This window comes from Pseudomonas sp. F3-2 (genome assembly GCF_038804275.1).
GTDB lineage: Bacteria > Pseudomonadota > Gammaproteobacteria > Pseudomonadales > Pseudomonadaceae > Aquipseudomonas.
Genome location: NZ_CP152388.1, coordinates 3,937,762 through 3,961,793 on the forward strand (window position 1 = coordinate 3,937,762; position 24,032 = coordinate 3,961,793).

17 protein-coding genes are annotated in these 24,032 nt (G+C 62.1%); 6 read left to right on the forward strand and 11 right to left on the reverse strand.

Going from position 1 to position 24,032, the window contains the following annotated elements; genetic code table 11:
• Window positions 1-136 precede the first annotated feature (136 nt).
• The 3 genes from wecB to AAGQ88_RS17860 all read right to left on the reverse strand — a co-directional run bounded on the left by wecB (window position 137) and on the right by AAGQ88_RS17860 (window position 3,955).
• Window positions 137-1,369: a UDP-N-acetylglucosamine 2-epimerase (non-hydrolyzing) gene (gene wecB / locus AAGQ88_RS17850; protein WP_342653127.1), complete on the reverse strand. Its 1,233-nt coding sequence runs from the start codon at window positions 1,367-1,369 to the stop codon at window positions 137-139.
• Window positions 1,370-2,006: 637 nt separating this feature from the next.
• Window positions 2,007-2,894 carry a YghX family hydrolase gene (gene yghX / locus AAGQ88_RS17855; RefSeq protein ID WP_342653128.1) on the reverse strand — a complete coding sequence of 296 codons (888 nt, stop codon included), beginning with the start codon at window positions 2,892-2,894 and terminating at the stop codon, window positions 2,007-2,009.
• Between the two features lie 176 nt (window positions 2,895-3,070).
• On the reverse strand, window positions 3,071-3,955 hold the full coding sequence (locus AAGQ88_RS17860; RefSeq protein ID WP_342653129.1) for a LysR family transcriptional regulator: 885 nt from the start codon (window positions 3,953-3,955) through the stop codon (window positions 3,071-3,073).
• A gap of 114 nt (window positions 3,956-4,069) precedes the next feature.
• Between AAGQ88_RS17860 and argC the strand changes: the two genes are divergently transcribed.
• Window positions 4,070-4,993: an N-acetyl-gamma-glutamyl-phosphate reductase gene (gene argC, locus AAGQ88_RS17865; protein WP_342653130.1), complete on the forward strand. Its 924-nt coding sequence runs from the start codon at window positions 4,070-4,072 to the stop codon at window positions 4,991-4,993.
• A gap of 221 nt (window positions 4,994-5,214) precedes the next feature.
• Here the strand turns inward: argC and eutC are convergent, their stop codons facing one another.
• From eutC to eat, 3 genes are read right to left on the reverse strand one after another with little or no spacing between them, the layout of a single operon-like run.
• Complete coding sequence (gene eutC / locus AAGQ88_RS17870; protein WP_342653131.1) at window positions 5,215-6,036, reverse strand: ethanolamine ammonia-lyase subunit EutC; 822 nt, start codon at window positions 6,034-6,036, stop codon at window positions 5,215-5,217.
• Window positions 6,037-6,074: 38 nt separating this feature from the next.
• Window positions 6,075-7,466: an ethanolamine ammonia-lyase subunit EutB gene (locus AAGQ88_RS17875; RefSeq protein WP_342653132.1), complete on the reverse strand. Its 1,392-nt coding sequence runs from the start codon at window positions 7,464-7,466 to the stop codon at window positions 6,075-6,077.
• 30 nt (window positions 7,467-7,496) lie between these two features.
• Complete coding sequence (eat, locus tag AAGQ88_RS17880) at window positions 7,497-8,849, reverse strand: ethanolamine permease (protein WP_285425967.1); 1,353 nt, start codon at window positions 8,847-8,849, stop codon at window positions 7,497-7,499.
• Between the two features lie 468 nt (window positions 8,850-9,317).
• On the opposite strand from eat, the gene AAGQ88_RS17885 reads away from it, so the two are divergent.
• Window positions 9,318-10,379, forward strand: a complete 1,062-nt coding sequence (locus tag AAGQ88_RS17885) for an AraC family transcriptional regulator (protein ID WP_342653133.1) — start codon at window positions 9,318-9,320, stop codon at window positions 10,377-10,379.
• Window positions 10,380-10,478: 99 nt separating this feature from the next.
• Here AAGQ88_RS17885 and AAGQ88_RS17890 read toward each other — a convergent pair whose 3' ends face one another.
• From AAGQ88_RS17890 to AAGQ88_RS17910, 5 genes are all read right to left on the reverse strand, one after another.
• Complete coding sequence (locus AAGQ88_RS17890; RefSeq protein ID WP_342655834.1) at window positions 10,479-11,750, reverse strand: MFS transporter; 1,272 nt, start codon at window positions 11,748-11,750, stop codon at window positions 10,479-10,481.
• A gap of 179 nt (window positions 11,751-11,929) precedes the next feature.
• Entirely contained in the window at window positions 11,930-13,090 is a 1,161-nt protein-coding gene (locus AAGQ88_RS17895; protein WP_342653134.1) for a mandelate racemase/muconate lactonizing enzyme family protein, read from the reverse strand.
• Window positions 13,091-13,266: 176 nt separating this feature from the next.
• Window positions 13,267-14,319: a LacI family DNA-binding transcriptional regulator gene (locus AAGQ88_RS17900; RefSeq protein ID WP_342653135.1), complete on the reverse strand. Its 1,053-nt coding sequence runs from the start codon at window positions 14,317-14,319 to the stop codon at window positions 13,267-13,269.
• 178 nt (window positions 14,320-14,497) lie between these two features.
• The gene (locus tag AAGQ88_RS17905) at window positions 14,498-16,453 is read right to left on the reverse strand and encodes a hypothetical protein (protein WP_342653136.1); all 1,956 of its coding nucleotides are present in this window, start codon (window positions 16,451-16,453) and stop codon (window positions 14,498-14,500) included.
• A 201-nt stretch (window positions 16,454-16,654) separates the two neighbouring features.
• Window positions 16,655-18,838 (reverse strand): TonB-dependent receptor, encoded by a 2,184-nt coding sequence (locus AAGQ88_RS17910; RefSeq protein WP_342653137.1) that lies wholly within the window; start codon window positions 18,836-18,838, stop codon window positions 16,655-16,657.
• A 649-nt stretch (window positions 18,839-19,487) separates the two neighbouring features.
• Here AAGQ88_RS17910 and efeU point away from each other — a divergent pair.
• From efeU to efeO (AAGQ88_RS17930), 4 genes are all read left to right on the forward strand, one after another.
• Entirely contained in the window at window positions 19,488-20,357 is an 870-nt protein-coding gene (gene efeU / locus AAGQ88_RS17915; RefSeq protein ID WP_285425961.1) for an iron uptake transporter permease EfeU, read from the forward strand.
• A gap of 8 nt (window positions 20,358-20,365) precedes the next feature.
• Window positions 20,366-21,577, forward strand: coding sequence for an iron uptake system protein EfeO (gene efeO, locus AAGQ88_RS17920; RefSeq protein ID WP_342653138.1), 1,212 nt, complete (start codon window positions 20,366-20,368; stop codon window positions 21,575-21,577).
• Between the two features lie 64 nt (window positions 21,578-21,641).
• Window positions 21,642-22,961 carry an iron uptake transporter deferrochelatase/peroxidase subunit gene (efeB, locus tag AAGQ88_RS17925; protein WP_342653139.1) on the forward strand — a complete coding sequence of 440 codons (1,320 nt, stop codon included), beginning with the start codon at window positions 21,642-21,644 and terminating at the stop codon, window positions 22,959-22,961.
• A 27-nt stretch (window positions 22,962-22,988) separates the two neighbouring features.
• Window positions 22,989-23,813, forward strand: a complete 825-nt coding sequence (gene efeO / locus AAGQ88_RS17930) for an iron uptake system protein EfeO (RefSeq protein ID WP_285425958.1) — start codon at window positions 22,989-22,991, stop codon at window positions 23,811-23,813.
• Window positions 23,814-24,032 lie beyond the last annotated feature (219 nt).

Below are 24,032 nucleotides of genomic sequence, written 5' to 3' on the forward strand. Positions count from 1 at the left end.
TTGTGTGCGGAAGGCCGCTCCAAGGCGGCTCGGTGGTTGACCACCGGATCGGACTTCAGGCGAAGCCCTTCGCTTCCACGGGGATTTCAGCGGGCCGGGCCATCGCAATGGCCGGCCGGTATTTCAGGTGCGCTCACTAATGCAGGCTGGACACCGAGCGCAGTGCCATCGGCTGGCGGTGCACCTCTTCTGCCTCGCTGCGCCGGGAAGGCAGTTCAGCGACAAACTCATCCACCGGACGGCCCATCAGCGCGTCGACGATGCGCGAACAGGCCTTGCCGTCGCCATAGGGATTGGCGGTCTGCGAGGTGCGGCGCCACAGCTGCTCGTCATCGAACAGGGCGCAGACGCCCCGCACGATGGTGTTCGGATCGGTACCGACCAGGCGCGCGGTTCCTGCTGCCACGGCTTCAGGACGTTCGGTCACGTCACGCATGACCAGCACCGGCTTGCCCAGCGACGGGGCTTCTTCCTGCACGCCGCCCGAATCGGTCAGCACCACGTGGGCCAGCTGCATCAGGCGCACGAAGGACAGGTAGTCGAGGGGCTTGATCAGGTGAACGTTCGCCAGCCCGCCAAGGTGCTCGGTCACCGGACCCAGCACGTTGGGGTTGAGGTGAACCGGGTAGACGATCTGCATGTCGTCGCGCGACGCCAGGGTGCGCAGGGCCTTGCAGATGTCGAGGAAACCGTCGCCGAAGTTTTCGCGACGATGGCCGGTGACCACCAGCAACTTGCGTTTGGGGTCGAGGAAGTTGAACTGACGATCCAGCGCGACACGCAGCTGGCGATTCTGGTCGATGCGCTCGGCGGTCATCTTCAGCGCGTCGATCACCGTGTTGCCGGTGACGAAGGATTTACCCTGCAGCCGCTCACCCAGCACATTGCGGCGCGATTCGGCAGTGGGGGTGAACAGGTGATCGGAGATCAGATCGATCGTGCGGCGGTTCATCTCCTCAGGCCACGGCTGGTGAATGTCGCCGGTGCGCAGTCCCGCTTCGACGTGGCCCACGGGAATTCGACGATGGAACGCCGACATCGCCGCGACCATGGCCGAGGTGGTGTCACCGTGCACGAGCACCTTGTCCGGCCGGGCCTGTTCGAGCACCGGGTCGATCGCGGCATACAGCGCGGCGGTCAGGGTGTTCAGGGTTTGCCCGGGCGTCATGACGTCCAGGGTGTACTGAGCTTTGAGGTCGAACATGTCCAGCACTTGTTGAAGCATGCTCTGATGCTGACCGGTGATGCAGATCTGCGAATCGATGCCAGGTTCTGAGGCCAGTGCCTTGATCAACGGCGCCATCTTGATGGCTTCCGGACGTGTACCAAAAATCGAAAGGACCTTCAGTCTGGAGTTTGCTCGAGCCATTCATTTCCCCCCGCGCATATATATGCGCCGCACGGCAGCGGCCTTGAGCGGCGATGGCTCAAGGCACTAGCGAGTTATAGTTATTGGCGGGCATTAAGATCGGAAGTTAATTCGACGTTCACTTCAATGTGAAAACGAGTAGTCCTTGGCACCCAAAACAGGAGGGATTATTAGCAGATAAAAAACGTATTGCAAAAGATTTTATAACGATTTTTATAACGTCATTAATTTTTAAACTTTTGCAAAATCGGAGAGTCAATCAAGGGTTTTGCCCTTGCTGCAGAGCCTTCCGAACGAGGTGTTGCGGGGCGAACAAGTGTGCACTATTGAGCAGACGAGAGTAAAGCATTGAACTTCTGGACAGCGATTGCTGTCGGCGCGGACCGCGTGTTAGTTACTCGTTAGTGTAGTCAGAAAATGAGCGAAGGGATCCAAAGCTGACGAAAGGCATGAATACGAAACCGGTGTCTGACTGACGGCAAGTTCCAAGGCGCGATTGTATACAGCCGTCATTAGTTCCGCGCTCCATTTAAGATAATTATCAAAGTGTCTTAGCGACTGTGCGCCGACGCGTGCGGCTAGTTACCGCACCGCGTCGGCGCAAGTTGGTCGGCGCTGAGGGATGTCGTGCACCTGACTACACCAGATAGCGATTGAACCACTTAAGGGTTCTGTCCCACGCCAGTCTGGCGGCAGCTTCGTCGTAGCGTGGGGTCGAGTCATTGTGGAAGCCATGATTGGCGCCTTTGTATACGTACGCCTGGTAAATCTTGCCCGCCGCTTTGAGCGCCTGCTCATAGGCCGGCCAGCCGTCGGTGATCGGCTTGTCGAGTTCGGCGTAATGCAGCAGAAGCGGCGCCTTGATCCGGCTGACCTCTTCGGCCTTGGGCTGGCGGCCATAAAACGGCACGGCGGCGCCCAGTTCCGGATACGCCACGGCGGCAGCGTTGCACACGCCACCGCCGTAACAAAACCCGGTGATGCCGACCTTGCCGGTGGATGCCGGGTGCGCCATCAACCATTCGAGGCCGGCGAAGAAATCGTTCATCAGCTTCTCGGGATCGACCTTCTGTTGCAGCTCACGGCCCTTGTCGTCATTGCCGGGATAGCCGCCGACCGAGGACAAGCCATCAGGCGCCAGCGCGACGAAACCGGCTTTGCCCAGTCGTCTGGCGACATCTTCGATATATGGATTGAGGCCGCGATTCTCATGCACCACAAGGACCGCAGGCAATTTACCGGTCGCCTTGGCCGGACGCACGAGGTAACCGCGCACTTGCCCGTTGCCTTTGGGCGAGGAGTAGGAAATGTATTCGGCGACGATGTCCGGGTCAGTGAACTGGACCTGTTCGGCCAACGCGTAATCGGGGCTCAGCGATGACAATATCGAGGTGGCCGTGAGGCCTCCGAGCGTGAACAGGGCGGCACGGTCGAGAAATTCCCGGCGGTTGATCTTGCCGTGAACGTAGAAGTCATAAAGCTCGAGCAACTCGGGGGCGAAATCCTTGGCGGTGAGACGGGTCATCGGCGGGGTTCCTCAGCAGGTTCGGCCAGGGTCTGGATCTGAACCATCGGTTCAGACACGCGGCAAACGTCCTCATTAAAGCAGCCTTTCGCGATGGCGCGGCATCACTGCGTGACACCGAAACACGGTTACGAGGCAACGGCGACCTGGCGTCATGGGGGGGGCGAAGGCCGATGTCACAACGCTTCCAGCCCCCACAACACCTGCAACACGTGCCCGATGGCGCGTTCAACATCGCCTGCACGATGCGCAATGCCGAGTTCGCGCCACAACGGCGGCTGCAATGGCCGCATGACGATCCGGCGCTCCGGCAGTGGCGTCGAGGCCTCATGGGGCAGCAGCGTCGCGCCATAACCGGCCGCGACCAGGCTTTTGATCGCGTCGTTGTAGTTGAGCTGGATGCGCGGCGTTGGCTGCGGCCCTTGCGTGGCGAACCATTCGCCCACCTGCCGCGACAGACGCGTGCTGTTGTCGTTGAGGATCAACGGCTGCCCCGCCAGCCACGTGGGCGTGACGATTGAAGGAGCTGACCAGCGCGCCGGCAGGAACGCCATGACCGGATCTCGTCGCCACGGCTGGATCTGCAAACCTTTGACCGGCGTTTGCGGCAGCGCAATCACGCCGATGTCCAGGCTGCCGTCGAGGAGTTTGTGCAAGGTCTGCTGTGAGGTCAGCACGGCCACTTGTACGTCGATGCCGCTGTGGTGCTGGCCGAGGATGTCCAGCGCCTGCGGAATCAATTGCGCGATGACGCCGGTGGACGCGCCCAGCCGCACGCGCCCCGCCAGCCCCAGCACCTGCCGTTCGACGTCTTCGAGCGCCTGTTCGGCGTCTGCCAGCAGGCGTCGGGCGCGTTCGATCAAGGTCTCGCCAATGGCCGACGGCTGCACGCGGCCCCGCGTGCGCGACAGCAGCGCCCCGCCCACCCGGGCCTCGAGGTCGGCGATGTGCAGGCTGACCGTCGGCGGCGCCAGGTTCAGCACCCGCGCCGCTTCGGCAAACGATCCATGATCAGCTATCGCGACCAACGTGCGCAGTCGGTCCAGACTGATTTCACGCATCCCCACCCTCCTCGTTCAGAAATCCTGAATTTCAACGTCATTAAATTCGACTTTTACTATCTTAACGGCTGCTCGAAGATGAACGCCATTGATCTCCTACAACGAGCACCGACCATGTCCATTCCAGTTGTATTCATCGACGGCGACCAAGGCACCACCGGGCTGCAGATCCACCAGCGCCTGCAAGGGCGAGACGATCTGCAACTGGTGACGCTGCCTGCCGCATCACGCAAAGACCCCGAGCGCCGGGCAGCCGCGATCAATGCCTGCGACATCGCGCTGCTGTGCCTGCCGGACGACGCAGCACGTGCCGCCGTCGCCAGCATCAGCAACCCGGCGGTGCGCGTGATCGATGCCAGCTCGGCGCACCGTACCGATCCGGACTGGGTCTACGGCTTTGCCCAGATGAGCGAACGACACGATGAGGTCATCGCCCATGCGAGTCGGGTCAGCAATCCGGGTTGCTACCCAACCGGTGCGGTCGGGCTGCTGAGGCCATTGATCGACGCCGGTCTGGTGTCGCGCGACTATCCGATCAGCATCAGCGCCGTTTCGGGTTACTCGGGCAAAGGGCGTGCTGGCGTCGATGAATTCGAAGGCCCTGACGCCGCGCAAGCGACACCTTTTCAGGTCTACGGCCTGGGTCTTGCGCACAAGCACGTGCCGGAAATCCAGCAGTACAGCGGGCTCAGCGAACGGCCTGTGTTCGTGCCGTCGTATGGGTCGTTCCGTCAGGGCATCGTGCTGACCATCCCGCTGCAACTGCGGCTGTTGGCGCCAGGCGTCACCGGCGCCAGGCTGCACGCCTGCCTTGAGCGGCACTACGCAGGCAGCGAGTTTGTCGAGGTCGTCGGGATGGATGAAGCCAAGGCAATGACCGGCCTGGACCCGCGGCAACTGAACGACACCGATCGCCTGCGTCTGATGGTCTTCGAAAATGCCGGTCACGTGCTGCTGGCGGCCGTGTTCGACAACCTGGGCAAAGGCGCCGCCGGCGCGGCCGTCCAGAACCTCAACCTGATGATCGCCGGCGCCTGAAGCCTGAGCGGAGGAACTGTCGGAGTGAGATTGCTTGCAAAGACTGAATGCCAGCCGATGCATCTCCACAGCATGTACCGGCCTCTTCCCGGCTGAAGCCGGTCCTACGGACGCTGCAAACGTTTCGTAGGACCGGTTTTAGCCGGGAAGGCGTCGGGTGTCGCCCCGTTAATCGAAGGTGGGTTCAAAGACCGTTGGCTCACTCCCACCTGAAAAGCCGCTCACCCGCCGATCAGGAAATTACCTGGGCGGGCGTCGTCGGGGGTTTCCAGTACGGGCACCTGGGCGTCGTCCTTCAGGTTCACACCTGATAGTTTGCGGCGCCAGGATTCGCGCATGAGGTAAAGCAGTTTATGCGCCGCCATGGCGTAGCTCATGCCCTCGAGGCGGACGTTGGAAATGCAGTTGCGCGCGGCGTCGTTCAGGCCCACACGGGGCGCGTAGGTGAAATACAGACCCAGGCTGTCAGGCGAACTGAGGCCCGGTCGCTCGCCGATCAGGATCACCACCATCCCGGCCCCCAGCAGCTGCGCCACTTCATCGGCGACGGCCACGCGGCCCTGCTCCACCAGCGTCACTGGCGCCAGCGTCCAGCCTTCGGCAGTGGCCATCTCGTCGATGCGTTCGAGCATGGCCGGGCTATGACGCTGTACCGCCAGAGACGACAGCCCGTCGGCCACCACCAGCGCCAGATCGAAACCGTCGGGGTGCGCCTGCGCGTACTCGCTCAACCGCTCGACCGACGCCTCCGACAAGCGACGGCCCAGGTCCGGCCGCTGCAGGTAGATATGCCGATCCGGCGCCGAGCTTTGCACGGTCAGGGTCTCACGCTGACGCGCCGCCAGTCGCGCACTCAACGCTTCATGATCGAACGGCAGGTGCACGGCGTCACGCGCCTGGGCGTGAGCGAACTGAAAGTCCAGTTGCGCCGATGTCGGCAGACTCGTGCCTGCATGGCCCAACGCGATGCGCGCCGAGGTCAGCGAGCGAAGCTGTCGCCAGGCATCGGCCTGGGCCGGGGACTTGCTGTGTTCATCGGTCATGGCCCATCCCTCATCACTGTCGATTGCATCAGCCATCGTTATTTCAGCTGCGCCAGCGCTTTGCGAAACAGCGGTGGCACGCCCTGCCCCAGACGCACGCCGCCGTCGTCCTGACTCAAAATGTCCATGCGCGTCAGCCACGCCTCGAACTCCGGTGCGGGCCGCAGCCCCAGGGTCTTGCGCGCATACAGGGCGTCGTGGAACGACGTGGTCTGGTAGTTGAGCATCACGTCGTCCGAACCCGGAATGCCCATGATGAAGTTGATCCCCGCCACGCCCAGCAGCGTCAGCAACATGTCCATGTCGTCCTGATCGGCTTCGGCATGGTTGGTGTAGCAAATGTCGCAGCCCATGGGCACGCCCAGCAGCTTGCCGCAGAAGTGATCCTCAAGGCCGGCACGAATGATCTGCTTTCCGTTGTACAGGTATTCCGGGCCGATGAAGCCCACCACGGTGTTGACCAGAAACGGCTTGAAATGCCGCGCAACACCATAGGCACGGGCCTCGCAGGTCTGCTGATCGACGCCATGGTGCGCATTGGCCGACAAGGCGCTGCCCTGCCCGGTTTCGAAATACATCAGGTTATCGCCCAACGGGCCGCGCTTGAGGCTCAGGCCCGCTTCATAGCCCTCGCGCAGGATCCCCAGGCTGATGCCGAAACCGGCGTTGGCCGCCTCGGTGCCGGCGATGGACTGAAACACCAGGTCCAGCGGCACGCATTTTTCGATGGCGGCCACCGACGAGGTCACGTGGGTCAGCACGCAAGACTGCGTCGGGATCTCGTAATGCCGGATCACGCCGTCGAGCATTTTCAGCAGTTCAGTGATCGCACTGTTGCTGTCAGTGGCCGGGTTGATGCCGATCATGGCGTCGCCGTTGCCGTACAGCAGACCGTCGAGCACGCTGGCGGCAATGCCCGCCGGATCGTCGGTCGGGTGGTTGGGTTGCAGGCGGGTCGACATCCGCCCTCGCAGGCCGACCGTGTTGCGAAAACGCGTGACGACGCGAATTTTCTGCGCCACCAGTACCAGATCCTGCACGCGCATGATCTTCGACACCGCGGCGGCCATTTCCGGGGTCAGCCCCGGCGCCAGCGCCTTGAGGCTCGTCTCGGTGGCGTCATCGCCCAGCAGCCAGTCGCGAAAGCCGCCCACCGTCAGGTGACTGACCGGCGCGAAGGCTGCCAGATCGTGGCTGTCCACGATGAGCCGGGTGACCTCGTCCTGCTCGTAGGGAATCAGCGCTTCGTTGAGGAAGCGCTTGAGCGGCACGTCGGCCAGCGTCATCTGCGCGGCGGCACGTTCGGCGTCGCTGGTGGCGGCGATCTCGGCGAGAAAGTCGCCCGAGCGCGCGGGACTGGCCTTGGCCATGAGTTCCCGCAGGCTGTCGAAGCGCCAGACCATGCCACCGATGCTGTGGGAAAAGCTCATGCGTACCCTTCCTTCTATCGAATCAGGTGATTAACCAGCGACTGCAACAACCGCGCCGCGTCCGCGTACCAGCTTGCAGAACAGCGCGCCCACGGCCATCAGGCAGAGGAAGATGCCGCAGATCACCAGATTGAACCAGACCATCGCCACCAGACAGACAACGGCCAGCACCAGCGCGATGCCTGGCACGATCGGGTAACCCGGGGCGCGGAAGCTGCGCTCCAGATCGGGCTCGCTGCGACGCAGCTTGAACAGGCTGAGCATGCTGACGATGTACATCACGATAGCGCCGAATACCGACATGGTGATCATCGCGGCGGTCAGCGTCATGCCCTGCAGGTTGACCAGACCGTCGCTGAGAATCGCCAGAATGCCGACCACGCCACCGGCGAGAATCGCGCGGTGCGGCGTCTGGAAGCGCGACAGTTTAGCCAGGCTGGGCGGCAGGAAACCGGCCCGCGCCAGGGCGAAGAACTGACGCGAGTAGCCGAGGATGATGCCGTGAAAGCTTGCCACCAGACCGAAAAGACCGATCCACACCAGCATGTGCATCCAGTTCGAGTTATTGCCGACCACGGTTTTCATCGCCTGTGGCAGCGGGTCGTTGATGTTCGACAGTGCGCGCCAGTCGCCCACGCCGCCCGCGAAAATCATCACGCCGATGGCCAGAACGACCAAGGTCAGGATCCCCGCGACGTAGGCACGTGGAATCGTGCGCTTGGGGTCTTTCGCCTCTTCGGCGGCCATCGCTGCGCCTTCGATGGCCAGAAAGAACCAGATGGCGAACGGGATCGCCGCAAAGATGCCGCTGATCGCCGGCAGGCTGAAGGTGTCGGAGCCCGCCCAGCCGCCGAGCACGAAGTTGCTGAAGCTGAAGCCCGGCGCGACGACGCCCATGAACACCAGCAGTTCGGCGACGGCGAGCACCGTTACCACCAGCTCGAAGGTGGCGGCAATGCTGACGCCCAGAATGTTCAGGGTCATGAACACGATGTACGCGCCAATCGCTGCGACGCGCGGATCGAGCGACGGATACTGCACATTCAGGTACGCCCCGATCGCCATGGCGATGGCCGGCGGCGCGAAGACGAACTCGATCAGCGTGGCAAGCCCGGCGATCATTCCGCCGGTGACGCCAAACGCGCGCAGACTGTAGGCGAACGGCCCGCCCGCGTTGGGGATCGCGGTCGTGAGCTCGGTGAAGCTGAAAATGAAGCAGGTGTACATCACCGCGACCATCAGCGTCGTCACCAGAAAGCCCAGCGTCCCTGCGGTGCCCCAGCCATAGCTCCAGCCGAAATATTCGCCGGAGATCACCAGGCCCACGGCCAGTCCCCACAGGTGCAGGGTTCCCAATGTCGGTTTGAGTTGTGAAGCAGTCATGTGCATGTACCCCGGTCGCCAGGTGACGTTTTTGTCTGATGTCGAGCATAGCCATGCTTGCCGGACAAGGCTTGACCGCACGGCACGCGGGTTGTCGTGTGCGGTCAAGTTCCTCGGGCTTTGGTGTGGGGTGCATCATGGCGGCGCACGATTGCAGCGCCGTGCTTGATTGCGGGTCATGATTGGCACCTCACGACACAGCGGAGTGGGTTGACCGGTAGCAATCCAAGAGGCCGCACCCAACCTGCGGGCGCGTGACTTGCCCCGCGACCGGCGACGCCGTCGTCGTGAATCCGAGTCGCACGGCGTGCCTGGAAGAGCGCATGTATCGGTTTGATGACTGCTTCGCAGCCGATCGCCGGACACGCCACGCGCCTGCAGCAGCTTTCAATACGACCCATAGTCCGTAACAAGGTATGACATTTGCTTGAATGAAATTCATACACAGCACACAGGCCGCGCGTACCGATGCTTCATTCCTTCCTCTCCGGCGCCCAACCGACTCCATCCGCGAACAGCAATCGCGGGGTGTTGTCAGCTGCGGCCAACGGGCTGGACGGCTTTATCGTGCAACACGGTGGCGATCTGGATCGCGTGTTCGGCCGCGCCGGCATTGACCCGGAACACCTGTTGCACCCCACGCTGAGTTTGCCGCTGACCAACTACTGCAAGGTGCTCGAAGAGGCCGCGTGCCAGACCGGTTGCGACAACTTCGGCCTGCGTTACGGCCAGCAGTTTCAGCCTCAGGCGCTGGGTCTATTGGGCTACATCGGCTTGTGCTCGGCGACGCTGGAAGACGCGCTGATCAACTTCGCCCAGGCATTTCCGTTTCATCAGCACAGCACACTGATCGAGCTAGTGGATCTGGGCGAGTGCTACCGCTTCGATTATCAGGTGCGTCATGGCGCGATCAACGAGCGCCGCCAGGACGCTGAACTGACCATGGGCATGGCCCTGAATCTGGTGCGCCATGTGCTGGGCCCTAACTGGGCGCCGCGGCACGTGGCCTTCGAGCACGGCAGACCCCACGACTGGCACGAACACCGCGACGCGTTTCAGAGTGACGTGGGGTTCAGTCAGGCCTGCAACTCGCTGCTGATTCCCAAGCGCGACCTGATCGGCAAGGCCATGCCGGGCAGCGATCCGATTCTGCTGATGCTGATCAAGGACGCCATTCGCCAGCTCGGTGACAACGGCGGGGAAACCAGCCTGCTGGAACAGACCCGCCAGACGATCCAGCGCACGCTGCACCTGGGCGAACCTGCGCTCGACGAGGTCGCTCACACGCTCGGCCTTTCCGAATGGGCATTGCAGCGCAAACTGCGTGAGCAAGGGCTGAGCTTCACGCAACTGGTGGACCAGATCCGTCAGCAATCGGCCATGGTCCACCTCAAGCAACCGGACATGAGCATCACGCGTCTCGCGTCCATTCTCGGCTATTCGGAAACCAGCGCGTTCTCCCGTGCCTTCAAGCGCTGGTTCGGGCTGAGCCCGAAGCAGTGGCGCAGCGCTGCAGCCAACCCTCAATAACGTCGACGCGTCAGGTCTGGCCGACAGTCGCAATCTGCAGATCGCGACCGCCTGCATGCCAAAAGGCTGCACATGAATCGCCGCGTACCGATGCGGCGTTTATTGCACGGCTCGCTGCAACGTCAGCCGCCGCAGACTGCCCATGCTCAGGAACGCCAGCGCACCGACAAGCGCATGGGCCGCAACCACGTACATGGCGCCGGAAAATGAGCCGGTGGACTGGACGATGTAGCCGATCACGATTGGCGTGAAGATGCCCGACAGGTTACCGAACATGTTGAACAGCCCGCCCGCCATTCCGGTGATTTCCTTGGGCGAGGTGTCCGACACCAGGGTCCAGTCGACGGCCACTACGCCTTTGCCGAAAATCGCCAGCGACATCAGGATGGTCACCACCCACATCGATTCAGTGAAATTGCAGAACACCAGCGTTGCGCCCATCGTCATGCCGCACACCAGCGGAATCTTGCGCGCCACTGACAGCGAGCAGCCTTTGCGGATCAGGAAATCGCACACGGCCCCGCCGCACAATGCGCCGAGCAAGCCGCAGATCCCGGGAATCGCCGCAATCGCACCGGCCTCCATGATGTTCAGGCCGCGCCCCTTGACCAGATAGACCGGGAACCAGGTCAGAAAGAAGTATTGCAACGAGGTGTCGCAGTACTTGCCCAGATAGATCGACCACATCATCGGGCTCTTGAGCAGTACTTTCAGGTCGGCAAAACGCGGCACGAACGCGCCCTTGGCTTTGGGCCGGTCCATGTCCACCTGCGCCCCGCCCTCGCGCAGATGCGCAAGCTCAGCGCTGTTGACGCCCGGATGATCGCACGGCGCCTTGACCCACTTGAACCAGACCAGGCTGACGAGAATGCCCAGCCCGCCCATGAACCAATAGACATGCTCCCAGCCATAACGGTGGGCGACGAAACCCATCGCGGGCGCCAGCAGCACCACCGACATGTACATCGAGGAGTTGAATATCACCGTCGCCAGCCCGCGCTCCTGCAACGGAAACCAGGCAGCGACGATGCGGCTGTTGGCCGGGTAGACCGGTGCTTCGATCAATCCCAACAGAAACCGCAGGACAAACAGCGTGCCGATGGCCACGGGCACCGAGAAAAACCCGATCATGCCCTGCGCCACGGTGATGGTCGACCAGAGAAACAGCGATAAACCGTACACCCGAACCGAGCCGAATTTGTCCAGCAGCCAGCCACCGGGCAACTGGCCCAGCACGTAGGCCCAGGCGAACGCCGAAAACATGTATCCCAGCGTCACCGAATTGATCCCCAGCACTTCAGTCAACGCTGCGCCGGTGATGGACAACGTGGCGCGGTCACCGACGTTGATGGCGGTGACGATGAACAGCATCGCCAGAATGGAATAACGCACTTTGCTGCGAACGGCGGTGGCGACCGCCGGTGCGGCTGCTTGAGCGGTGTTGGTGTGTTCCACATGAAAGCCCTCATTTTGTTTTTATAGATCGGCCAGCAAGGGCGCCCCGCAGGAGGCGCTCCCGGTCATGCAAAGAAGATGTCGTGATCGGATGATCAGGGCCGCGAGCCGACCTCAGCGGCCTGCGCGGTCCAGGCTCTGGTCTGTTCACTCAAGGACAGGCCCAGGCCGGGGCGAGTCGGCACCAGCATGCGGCCGTCACGGGTTTCCAGACGCTCGTTGAACAGCGGTTCCAGCCACTCGAAATGCTCGACCCAAGGCTCGGTCGGATAGGCCGCCGCCAGATGCACGTGCAATTCCATGGCGAAGTGCGGGGCCAGCATCAGACCGGCCTGCTCGGCCATCGCGGCGACTTTCAGATACGGCGTGATGCCACCTACCCGGGGTGCGTCGGGCATCAGGAAATCGGCACCGCGCACTTTGATGAACTCGGCGTGCTCGGCCACGCTGGTGAGCATTTCGCCGGTCGCAATCGGCGTATCGAACTGCTGCGCCAGCGCGGCGTGGCCTTCGGCGTCGTAGCAGTCCAGCGGCTCTTCGATCCAGATCAGGTTGAATTCTTCGAAGCGGCGGCACATGCGCTGCGCGGTCGGGCGATCCCACTGCTGGTTGGCGTCGACCATCAGTGGAAAGTCGTCGCCCAGATGTTTGCGCACCGTGGCGACCCGATGCAGGTCAATGGCGCAATCAGGCTGGCCAACCTTCAGTTTTATGCCGCCGATGCCCTTCTCACGAGACATGTCGGTGTTGTGCAACAGTTGCTCCAGCGGCGTATGCAGGAAACCGCCGGAGGTGTTGTAGCAGCGCACCGAATCCCGGTGGGCGCCGAGCAATCGAGCCAGGGACAGGTTGGCACGCCGGGCTTTGAGGTCCCATAACGCGACGTCGAAGGCACCGATGGCCTGAGTCGACAGCCCGCTGCGTCCCACAGACGCGCCGGCCCAGCAGAGCTTGGTCCACAGCTTGGCGATATCGCTGGGATTCTCGCCGATCAGCGCCGGCGCGATTTCCCGGGCGTGGGCGAACTGGCCGGGACCGCCGGCGCGCTTCGAGTAGCTGAAACCCAGGCCGCAATGGCCGTCCGTGCTTTCGATCTCGGCAATCAGAATGGCGATCTCGGTCATCGGCTTTTGCCGTCCGGTCAGCACCTTGGCATCGCTGATCGGATTGGCCAGCGGCAGAAACACCGATGACACTCTGACCCAAGCGATTGTGTCGGCATCCGAAGACATGATGTTTTGTTGTTGTACGAGCATGGCAAGCGCCCCAGATTCGTCTACTGAAAATGCGATGTCACCGTTATGATTGCGCAATCATCGCAAGCATCAAAAAAGGCGATCGGCGTCGAAAGACGGATCACCTTGAGCGGGATAGTACACTGATTGCGCAATCATTCAACACCGCGTCTGTCGGTTGGTGAGTAGAGCAGGTATCAAGTGCTGGCGCGATCGATCAATGAAAACCCGGTGTCCACGCGCACAGGCTTGTCCCCGGACGTGTGTTCCTGAAAGCGGTCGAGCAAGGCCTGAGCGACCTGCAGACCGATACGATTACCGTCGACGCGCACCGTCGAAAGTGCTGGATACACCTGGGCAGCGCTGCTCAGATCACCAAACCCCATGACCGCGACATCCTCGGGTACGCGCAGGCCACGGCTGGCCGCTTCCGCGAGGACGCCTTGGGCCACCGTGTCGGAACTGCACACCACGACATCCGTACCAATGCCGCGCTCCAGCAGCCTGGCCAGCCCTTCCCTGCCGGTCTGCAGCGTCGCCGGCGGCGCCAGCAATTCCATTGGCACGTCGTCGACGCCGTGTCTTTTCAGCTCGGCGATCAGGCTGTTGCAACGCCTGACGCCTCGTGGATCGCCGATCGTCACCACGGAGAAACGCTTGTAGCCTTTGCCCAAGAGATGGCGGGCGGTCTCTTCCCCGACTTTTTCGTGGGAAAAACCCACCAGCATGTCGATAGGGTCTTCGCTCAGATCCCAGGCTTCCACCACCGGGATCCCGGCTTGGGCCAGGCGCGCGCGGCTGGATTCGGTGTGCAGTGTGCCGGTCAGGACGATGCCATCCGGACGCCGCCCCAATACTGCTTCCAGCAGTTTTTCTTCCTGCTGCGCGTCATAACCGGTCAGCCCCAGTAACGTCTGATAGCCGGCCTGGGTCAGACGATCCATCAGCGCCTGCACGGTGTCCGCGAAAATCGAGTTGGCAATCGTCGGCAGGAATATCGCCACCAGCCGGCTCTTGTTGCTGGCCAGACCGCCCGCCAGCATGTTCGGCACATAACCGGTCTTGCGCACGGCGTCGCGTACCTTTTCGCGAGTGTCTTCGCTGACCAGATCCGGCCGATGCAGCGCCCGCGAAACGGTCATCGGCGACACACCGGCGACTTTGGCCACATCGATCAAGGTGAGGCTTGATGCCTTTCTGGGCTCTGACAACGACGTACCAGCGGCAGGTCTGCCTGGTTTTTTCGGCATGAACGGTTCCGGATTCAACGCATGGGGGGCTGGCGCGATGTCGATGCGTCTCGCGCCGAGGGGCAATTTAACAAAGCCTGTGGGCGCAAGCACTGGCTTAATGCATCCCGGGTAGACGCAGCGTTTTGTTCAGCAGACCTCTGCAACCTGCAGACGAGGCAGCGCCCGTCCGCGCCGCTCACCTTTGATTACGCCCCAGATCCTGCAGCCAGTCGTTCATGTTGCCCGGCAGCAGCAGTTCGTGGCGGGCGCGGGAGCTGGCGGTGTAGAGCAGCGAGCAGACGCTGGCCAGTGAGTGGGTCGAACCTTCGCGGGGCGGGCGCATGAGGTCGCGGGACAGCAGCACGCAGTCGAATTCCTGGTTTTTCACGTCCTCCACCGTCGCCAGCTTGAGGATGGCTGACGGATCGCTGCAAAACCGCTGCGCCGTCTCGACGAAGTCCTGCAGACGCTTGCCCTGCCCCAACCACTCGTGCACGGCCTTGAATTCGTGGCTGGCGCCCATGGCCGACGCCAGGGCGTCCCAATAGGCATAGCGGAAAATCAGCCGGTGCTGCGGCCGCAGGTCTTCGCAATACAACCCATCCAGGCCTTTGACGAACAGGGTCAGGTGTTCGAGGGTTCTGGCAGGCAACTGAAAACTCGCGCCGGCTTCGCTAAGGCGCCTGAACCAGGCGAACAGCCCCCATTCGTTGGCCACCAGAATCGTCGTCGGCTTGTCGGGGATCGGCATGACGCCGTGGCCGATGATGCGCGTGGGATGCGGCGCACGGCCGACGAAGCCTTCCTTGATGTCGCTGGGGTGCAGCTGGATCAGCGGATCCAGCACGTTGGCCATCTGCTTGCCGGCGCGAATCGATTGCGTCATGAAGCGCTGGCGGATGAAACCGCCGTGGCGGGTCGCCTTGCCGCTCAACTGCTGGAACTCATCACCCAGGGTGATCACCGCCTGAGGGCTGCGATCAAGGATCTGCACCATCGGGGCGGTCAGCTCATGGCTTTCGTCGATGATGATGTGGCTGTAATTCTCGGGAATGACTTCCGAGGTCAGCGACAGGAACTTGATGCGCTGGGCGTTGCGAATCGGCAGCCGGATGTGCGGCGCCGAGGGCCGCACCGTTTCGCGCCACAATAATCGGCTGTATTCGAGCAGCATGGCGATGTCCGCCTGACTGGCCGCGTGCCCCAGGGACGGCAGATGCCGCGCCTCGATGTGCGGCAGCGGCGACAGGCAGAAACTGTGGACCGTGGCGCGACAGACTCGCGCCACGTCCCGAGGATAGAGCTTGCCGACGCTCTGCAGGTTCAGCCATTGCGCCACTTGCAGGTCGTCCACCAGCGAGCTGGCGCTGGTGCGTTGCATGTCGCTGTTGCGCCAGCCCTGAGAGGTCAGGTCGCGGTTGAGCAACAGGTTGGCCATGTGACCAAAGGTGCAGGCGTTGATGCGGCTGTCGGGACTGGACTGCAGGACGCGCTCGCGCAGGGCGGCCACCTGCGCGGGGAATGTGGCCATGAGCAGGGTCGTGGCCGGATCGAGCACTTCGAAGAACTTCGCCAGCAGGAAGGTCTTGCCCACGCCAGCATAGGCCTGCAGATGAAACGACTCATCCGTGCACACCTGAAACTCGTCGAAGATCCGGCTCTGCTGATCGCTCAGGCGCAGCACGTCACCGGTCGCCAGCACGATTTCACGGGTCAATGGCTCGAGGGTCTGGCGATGACGCAGGCCAAAGCCGAAGTCCCACTGCCCTTCCTCGTCCAGATAGGCCTGAGCCTGGACCTCGTGTTCCTCGAGGAAGGCGACGCCGGCGATCTCGAGCACCGTCAGGCTGGCGGCCAGGTTTTCGGCGTTGAAACGCATGCGTACCAGGTCGGCAAACGCACCGCCGCCCTCTTCTACCGAACCGGCAGCGCGCATCACATCGTCGAGCATGCGCTCCAGCATCTCGACCGCGATGCCCTGCCCGATCAACGCCTTGAGATTGAGCAGCAGCATCAGGGCAGCCATCTGCGCACGGCTCGCCACGCCGAGGAAGTCGTCCAGCGAATCACCAGCCGCCAGCGCCTTGACGACCTCGTCGGTCAGCGGCAGAAACAGCGAAGGCGGTGGGGCGAAAAGGCTTGGCGAACTCATTGCTTGGGCAGTGTCCTGGTGAAGGCGGTGACGCGGGATGTGGCTGGCGGCTGATGATATGCGAAAACGGCCGCGAACAGTCCCGCGGACGCCCTATGGATCAGGCCCGTTCAGCTGAATCGCTGCCAGCCCGATCGCCACACCGCACAACCCTGCTGCGCCAGGCTCATGCCGCAACGCCGCACGACCGGCCTGTCCTGATCAGAAATCCAGCCTGGCCCGCGCCACCAACTGACGTGGCTCGCCGATGGCGATGGCGGGCGAACCCAGGCCGCTGGACGAGGTGTAGTACTTCTCGTCGAACATGTTTTTCAGGTTCAGCTGGAGGGTCAGATCGCGTTCGTCCAGCTTCATCTTGTAAGAGACGAACGCGTCGGCGACCTTCGACGACGGCAAGTAATATTCCTTGCCAGCGCCATCGTTGACGCCCCAGCGGCTGGCGAAACGCGCACCGGCACCGGCGCGCAGATCCCCCACGCCGACGTGGCCGAAGTCGCGCGTCAGGTACAGCGCGCCCGTGTGCTTCGACACACCGTCCAGCGGCTCGCCCTTGAGTACCGGATCTTCCAGCACTTGGGTGTCGGTGTAGGCGTAGCTGCCGGTCAGGCTCCAGCCCTCGTTCAACTGACCGGTGATGTCGGCTTCCAGGCCACGGGAACGCACCTCGCCCGAGACCCGCGTGCAGGTCTCGGTGCCGCAGGGCTCGCTGGTCTGCACGTTCTTCTTGTTGATGTTGAACAGCGCGACGGTCGCCGTAATCGCGTCGTTCTGAAACTTGGTGCCGATCTCATAAGACTTGCCTTCTTCGGGCGGCAGGCTCTCGATCGGCGTCGCGATCGAGGTGTTCGGGCGGAACGATTCGGTGTAGCTGCCGTACACCGACCAGTCCGGCTGAATCAGGTAAACCAGACCGACGCGCGGAACGACTTTGCTGTCCTTGACGTCGGCGCCGACGATGAACGGACGGCCCTTGCCGGTGAGCTCGTCGAACGCGTCGTAACGCAGGCCGGCCTGGAATATCCACTTTTCGCCCAGGTGCATGGCGTCCTGGACGAAGAATGCATGGGTGCGCAGGTGGTCGATCTGGTCGCTGTTCGGTGCACTCACCGTGGAAGGCTTAGGCGTGACACCGTAGACCGGATCGTTGTAGTTGAAGTCGGTCTTGTTAGGGCTGCGATAAAGATCACCCAGCTCGCGATCATTCTTCATGTAGTCCGCGCCGATCAACAGCTCATGACGCACATCGCCCCAGTACAGATTGCCCAGCGCGTTGAGGGTGGCGGTGTGAGCGAACTGCACGGCATCGCGGGTTGCGTCGCCGCGCCGGGTCACGGCGCCGGTCGTGAAGTCGGCCGACATGAAACGCGACTGGTAGTCGTTGTAGTAGTTGCGGCTGTACGCGTAACCGGTGCGCAGGGTCCAGTCGTCGTTCAGGCGATGGTCCATGCGCAGGTCAAGGGAGTCGGAGCGCCCGGTGGTCACGTTGAACGGCTCGTCCAGACGACGCTTGCGCGGGATGTCCAGCACCTTGCCGGTGGTGGTGTTGATCTGCGTGCCACGGTCGAAAGGAACCGAATATTCCATGTGCTCGTAAGCCACCGACACGGTGGTGTCGTCGCCGTACCAGGCCAGCGACGGCGCGATCACCGACTGGTCGATGCTGCCGAAATTGCGCCAGTAGTCGTAATTCTGTTTGTCGGCGATGACCCGATAGGCCAGCCCGTTGGTGCCGATCGGGCCCGTCAGGTCAATCTGCTCACCGCCGCCACCGAAGCTGCTGCCGAACACAGAAATGGAGTGGGCGTCCACCAATTGCGGTTTCTTGGTCACGACGTTGATCACCCCGCCCGGATCCTGCACGCCGTAGAGCATGGACGCCGGGCCCTTGAGCACCTCGATGCGCTCGGTGGTCGGGGTGAAGTTGCGCGCCTGCACCGACTGCATGCCGTCGCGCATGATCGAGTTGTCGCGGTTGGTGCCGAAGCCACGCTTCTGAATCGCGTCCTGCGTGCCGCCCAGCGTGTTGCCTTGCTTGACTCCGCTGACGGCGTTGATCGCCTCGTCCAGGCTCGACGGCTGCCGGTCCTCGATCACCCGATTGGTCACCACGTTGACCGTGGCCGGGGTCTCCAGCAGCGGCGATTCGGTGCGCGTGGCGACCGTGGACTTGCGCGCCTGATAGCTTGTGCGGCTGTGCTCCGTCTCGCTGATATCGGCTTGCGAGCTGGCATCGATATTAACGGCATCCAGCTGCATCTCTTCAGCACTGACCCATGTGCTCAGGCCCAGAGAACACAGCAGTGCAGTGGCCGAACATAACCCCAGTAACGGAGCGGAACGAAGCGCGGGACGGGCGCAGACACGAAAACCGGATAGAGCTGTCATGAACGGTAGACCTGAGGTATCGAGTGGTGAGGGCGTGCGTCGTTGAACGCATCGATTCTCACTACACGGATGCCAGCAGGATTTACCTCACATGGTTTTCGAAAATAATTCTCGGCCACTGGGTCGACGCGATGCTTTCAGATTCTGCCCTGCAGCGACTGAAAGTCAGTCTTCGTCCGATGGCGGCCCCGAGCAAGCGCGCTCATACGGGTCGTCGGACTGCCAATCATGCCGCGCTCCTACGGGTCTTGTGTCTAGTCGGAGAATTCGGGAAATGCCCGGAGACCTCTGTAGGAGTGAGCTTGCTCGCGATCGGCTGCGCAGCAGTCGTAAAACCAGCGACCGCGTTCTTTGCCTGACACGCCGCATTCCCCCGGCAGATCGTCCGAGTGCGCCCAGAGCAAGCGCGCTCCAACGCCTGCGGCAGAGGTGTCTGAAAGGGGATTGAATGACGTTGATTACGCCCGCACGGCAAGAGGAGTGGCCGAGGGCTGAACGCTACCTGAAAACATGCACAAATTCTGGAGAAAGCAAAAAAACAAGTATGCTCATTCAATAATGAGTATCATTATGTTACACCCTGGCTGAATGCGAATGGCTGTACTACGCATTCAGGCCGCACACCCTATCAGATTTACACCGGTGATAAATGCTCGTTCCTTTTTTGATCATGTTGCGCGAAGGGATTGAAGCCGCGCTTATCGTTGGCATCATTGCCAGTTACCTGAAGCAGACGGGCCGTGGCGAGTGGATGCCAGCGGTCTGGATCGGCGTTTTCCTCGCCGCAGCCCTTGCCCTGTTCGTCGGTGGCGGCCTTGAAATGGTCAGCGCCGAATTCCCGCAGAAGCAGCAGGAACTGTTCGAAGGCGTGGTGGGCCTGGTCGCCGTGGTCATCCTCAGCTCCATGGTCGTGTGGATGCGCAAGGTCGCGCGTTCGGTCAAACACGATCTGCATGAATCCCTGGACGCCGCCCTCGCCGGCTCGAAAAACCAGACCTACGCGCTGATCGGCATGGTGTTCTTCGCCGTCGCCCGCGAAAGCCTTGAAACCGTGTTCTTCCTGCTCGCCGTTTTTCAGCAGAGCGAAGGCGTGTCCGGCCCGGTCGGCGCGCTGCTGGGTCTGATCATCGCGGTGTGCGTGGGGGTCGCCATCTACAAAGGCAGCCTGCGCCTGAACCTGAGCAAATTCTTCCGCTACACCGGGTTGTTCATTCTCGTGGTCGCGGCCGGCATCCTCGCCAATTCGGTGCGCTCGCTGCATGAAGCCGGCGTGTGGAACCACTTCCAGGACGTGGTCTTCGACATCAGTGCCACGCTGCCGATGGACGGCCCGACCGGTTCGGTGCTGGCTGGCATGTTCGGCTATCAGGATGCACCGACCGTCAGCGTACTGGTGGCCTACCTGGCTTACCTGATCTTCGCGCTGGTCCTGTTCTTCAAACCTCAGGCGCGGGTGGTGAGTCTGCCCACCCGTCCTGCGCACGAACACGGCCACTCACCTTCAGTTACGAACAAATAAGGGCAACCATGACCACCAGTCCCACCGGCCTTCCTCCACAGAAAGCCAAGCCTTCACGCGCCCTGCAATTCGCCGTCGCAGGCTCGGTGATTCTGATGATCGCCGCAGGCGCGATGTTCTACTTCGCCTCGCAGGCTGCGCAAAAGAAACGCGTTGCCAACAGCGGCAACGAAACCGTGGTCACGATCCACGCCAAGAATTGCGAGCCTAATGCGATCACGGTACCGGCCGGCAAGAATGCATTTCGCATCGTCAACGCCTCCGACCGGGCCGTCGAGTGGGAAATCCTCGACGGCGTGCTGGTCGTCGAAGAACGCGAAAACATCGTGCCGGGCCTGAGCCAGATCATCAACGCGAACCTGCAGCCTGGCGATTACGCCATCACCTGCGGCCTGTTGAGCAACCCGCGCGGCACCCTGCACGTCACCGCCACGGCCGAATCCGACGCCGCCGCCAAGGCGCGTCCGTCGATGGTCGCGTTCATCGGCCCGCTGTCCGAATACCGCGTTTACCTGAGCACCCAGAGCAGCGCGCTGATCCGCGCCGTCAACGACCTGCAGCAGGCCATCGAAAGCGGTGACCTCGCTCAGGCTCAGCAAGCCTATGCACCGGCGCGCGCGGCGTATCAACGCATCGCCCCGGCCGCGCAGCGTCTGGCGGAGCTGGACAATGCCATCAACGCCCGTGCCGATTACTTCGAGAAGCGTGAGCAGGACCCAGGCTTCAGCGGCTTCCATCGCATCGAATTCGGTCTGTTCTCGCAGAAATCGGTCGAGGGCCTGACGCCCGTCGTGCAGAAGCTGCAAAGCGACATCGCCACGCTCAAGCAGCAGTTGCTGGCGCAGAGCATCGCCCCGGAACAGCTGGCCAGCATGATCGTGCGCACCATGCGCAGTCTGGCGGAGATCCGCAGCAACGGCGAAGAAGAGCGCTACAGCCACATCGATGTCACCGGCTTCGCCGCCAATCTGGAGGGCACCCGCAAGGTCATCGAGCTGCTGCGCCCTCTGCTGGGCAAGACCTCCGGCGACGTGCTGAAAAAGATCGACAGCGCCACCACCGGTCTGGACGACCAGTTGCTGATGCTCAAGACCGACAGCGGCTTCAAGCCGTATGACCAGGTCAGCGCCGAACAAAGAAAACAAATCGCAGACAAGGCCAAGGCACTGGCCGATGCACTCGATGGAATCGATCCGGCCCTGGGCCTCTCCGGCCTGTAAGCGTGCCCGGGCGGGTGCCGATGCGCCCGCCCGGACCTGAAACCAGAACGAAGACAGTATCCACATGAAAGATTCAGATCCAACCAACGCTCCCGTCTCCGTTGACCGTCGCCGTGTCCTGCTGGGCCTGGGTGCGGCCGGCGCCGCCATCGCCGGGGCCAGCCTGAGCGGTAATGCATTGGCTGCACCTGCGCCAGCGCAAGTCACTGAAGCGCCGAAAAGCGAGAAGACCCAGGATCACAACGAGTTTCACGGTGTGCACCAGAGCGGCATCGTCAACCCGCGTCCCACCGCCGGCATGATGGTCTCCTTCGACGTGCTGGCGCAGGACCGCGAAGACCTGGAGCGCCTGTTCCGCACGCTCAACGAGCGGATTTCGTTCCTGATGACCGGCGGCGCCGTACCGCAGGTGGACCCGAAACTGCCACCGCTGGATTCCGGCATTCTTGGCCCGGTGGTCACCCCGGACAACCTGACCATCACCGTTTCCGTGGGCGATTCGCTGTTCGACGAGCGTTTCGGCCTGGAACACGTCAAGCCCAAGCGTCTTCAGCGCATGGTCGGCTTCCCCAACGACGCGCTGGAGGCGGACTGCTGCCACGGCGACTTGAGCATTCAGTTCTGCTCCAACGCCCCGGACAGCAACATTCACGCCCTGCGCGACATCGTCAAAAACCTGCCTGACCTGCTGCTGGTGCGCTGGAAACAGGAAGGCACGGTTCCGGCGCAGGCTCCGCTCAAGCCGGGCCAGCCACCGGAAAGCGCGCGCAACTTCCTGGGTTTCCGCGACGGTTCCGCCAACCCGGATTCCAACGACCAGAAAGCGATGAACGAGTTGGTCTGGGTGCAGCCCGGCAGCGACGAACCGGCCTGGGCCGCGAACGGCAGCTATCAGGCGGTGCGGATCATCCGCAACTTCGTCGAGCGCTGGGACCGCACGCCGCTGCAGGAACAGGAAGCGATCTTCGGTCGCGTCAAAGCCACCGGGGCGCCGATGGACGGCAAGGCCGAGACCGACGTGCCGGACTACAAAAAGGACCCGGAGGGAAAGATCACCAAGCTCGACGCCCACATCCGTCTGGCAAACCCGCGCACGCCGGACAGCCAGCGCAACCTGATCCTGCGTCGCCCGTTCAACTACTCCAACGGCGTGAACAAGAACGGTCAGCTGGACATGGGGCTGTTGTTCATCTGCTACCAGTCGGACCTGGAAAAAGGCTTCATCACGGTGCAGACACGCCTTAACGGCGAGCCGCTGGAGGAATACCTCAAGCCGGTTGGCGGCGGTTATTTCTTCACCCTGCCGGGCGTCGTCGACAGTCACGATTTCATTGGCCGGTCACTGCTGGCTGCCGCTTCTGCTGTAAAAACAAAAACTGCCTGACAACCCTTACCTCACAGGAAGAGCTCCATGAAAAAGTCGCCTCTCGCGTTGTTGCTTACCCTTGGCTTGTTGCAGACCCCGATGTCCGTCTTCGCAGCCACCGCTCCGCTGGATCTGGTCACGCCGGTTTCGGACTACAAGATTTACGTCACTGAAAACGTCGACAAGCTGGTGACCGATACCCAGAAATTCACTGACGCCATCAAGAAAGGCGACGTGGCGACTGCGAAGAAACTGTTCCCGACCACGCGTATCTCCTACGAGTCCATCGAGCCGATCGCCGAGCTGTTCAGCGACCTGGACGCGTCGATCGACTCCCGCGAAGACGACCACGAAAACGGCGTGAAAGCCGACGACTTCACCGGTTTCCACCGCCTGGAGTACGCGCTGTTCTCGCAGAACACCACCAAGGACCAGGCTGTTTTCGCCGACAAGCTGCTGGCTGACGTGAAAGAGCTGCAATCGCGCATTGCCGACATGACCTTCCCGCCGGAAAAAGTGGTCGGCGGCGCTGCGGCGCTGATGGAAGAAGTCGCTGCGACCAAACTGTCCGGTGAAGAAGACCGTTACAGCCACACTGACCTGTATGACTTCCAGGGCAACGTTGACGGCTCGAAGAAAATCGTCGACCTGTTCAAGCCGCAACTGCAGAAGTCCGATGCAGCGTTCGTCGCCAAAGTCGACAAGAACTTCGCCACGGTCGACAAGATTCTGGCCAAGTACAAAACCAAGGATGGCGGTTACGAGACCTATGACAAGGTCAAGGAAAACGACCGCAAGGCCTTGGCTGGCCCGGTCAACACCCTGGCAGAAGACCTGTCGCAAATGCGTGGCAAGCTCGGTCTGAACTGAGTTTCAACGCATTAAAAAACCGCCTGCCGATTACTCGTCAGGCGGTTTTTTTATGCTTTTGATTCTCTGCCCGGAGGGCGTAGGAGTCCGGCTTGCCGACGATCTGCCGGGAACCGGCAGTAAACCCTGCTGGCTTGGTGTGTCTGAAGAACCGCATCCGCTGATTTCAGGACTGCTGCGCAGCCCATCGTCGGCAAGCCAGACTCCTACGCCCTCCGG

What these genes read in the sequence shown, in the direction of transcription:
- wecB (WP_342653127.1), bottom strand. Translation starts at nt 1,369, where the DNA reads ATGGCTCGAGCAAACTCCAGACTGAAGGTCCTTTCGATTTTTGGTACA.
- yghX (WP_342653128.1), bottom strand. Translation starts at nt 2,894, where the DNA reads ATGACCCGTCTCACCGCCAAGGATTTCGCCCCCGAGTTGCTCGAGCTT.
- AAGQ88_RS17860 (WP_342653129.1), bottom strand. Translation starts at nt 3,955, where the DNA reads ATGCGTGAAATCAGTCTGGACCGACTGCGCACGTTGGTCGCGATAGCT.
- argC (WP_342653130.1), top strand. Translation starts at nt 4,070, where the DNA reads ATGTCCATTCCAGTTGTATTCATCGACGGCGACCAAGGCACCACCGGG.
- eutC (WP_342653131.1), bottom strand. Translation starts at nt 6,036, where the DNA reads ATGACCGATGAACACAGCAAGTCCCCGGCCCAGGCCGATGCCTGGCGA.
- AAGQ88_RS17875 (WP_342653132.1), bottom strand. Translation starts at nt 7,466, where the DNA reads ATGAGCTTTTCCCACAGCATCGGTGGCATGGTCTGGCGCTTCGACAGC.
- eat (WP_285425967.1), bottom strand. Translation starts at nt 8,849, where the DNA reads ATGACTGCTTCACAACTCAAACCGACATTGGGAACCCTGCACCTGTGG.
- AAGQ88_RS17885 (WP_342653133.1), top strand. Translation starts at nt 9,318, where the DNA reads ATGCTTCATTCCTTCCTCTCCGGCGCCCAACCGACTCCATCCGCGAAC.
- AAGQ88_RS17890 (WP_342655834.1), bottom strand. Translation starts at nt 11,750, where the DNA reads ATGCTGTTCATCGTCACCGCCATCAACGTCGGTGACCGCGCCACGTTG.
- AAGQ88_RS17895 (WP_342653134.1), bottom strand. Translation starts at nt 13,090, where the DNA reads ATGCTCGTACAACAACAAAACATCATGTCTTCGGATGCCGACACAATC.
- AAGQ88_RS17900 (WP_342653135.1), bottom strand. Translation starts at nt 14,319, where the DNA reads ATGCCGAAAAAACCAGGCAGACCTGCCGCTGGTACGTCGTTGTCAGAG.
- AAGQ88_RS17905 (WP_342653136.1), bottom strand. Translation starts at nt 16,453, where the DNA reads ATGAGTTCGCCAAGCCTTTTCGCCCCACCGCCTTCGCTGTTTCTGCCG.
- AAGQ88_RS17910 (WP_342653137.1), bottom strand. Translation starts at nt 18,838, where the DNA reads ATGACAGCTCTATCCGGTTTTCGTGTCTGCGCCCGTCCCGCGCTTCGT.
- efeU (WP_285425961.1), top strand. Translation starts at nt 19,488, where the DNA reads ATGCTCGTTCCTTTTTTGATCATGTTGCGCGAAGGGATTGAAGCCGCG.
- efeO (WP_342653138.1), top strand. Translation starts at nt 20,366, where the DNA reads ATGACCACCAGTCCCACCGGCCTTCCTCCACAGAAAGCCAAGCCTTCA.
- efeB (WP_342653139.1), top strand. Translation starts at nt 21,642, where the DNA reads ATGAAAGATTCAGATCCAACCAACGCTCCCGTCTCCGTTGACCGTCGC.
- efeO (WP_285425958.1), top strand. Translation starts at nt 22,989, where the DNA reads ATGAAAAAGTCGCCTCTCGCGTTGTTGCTTACCCTTGGCTTGTTGCAG.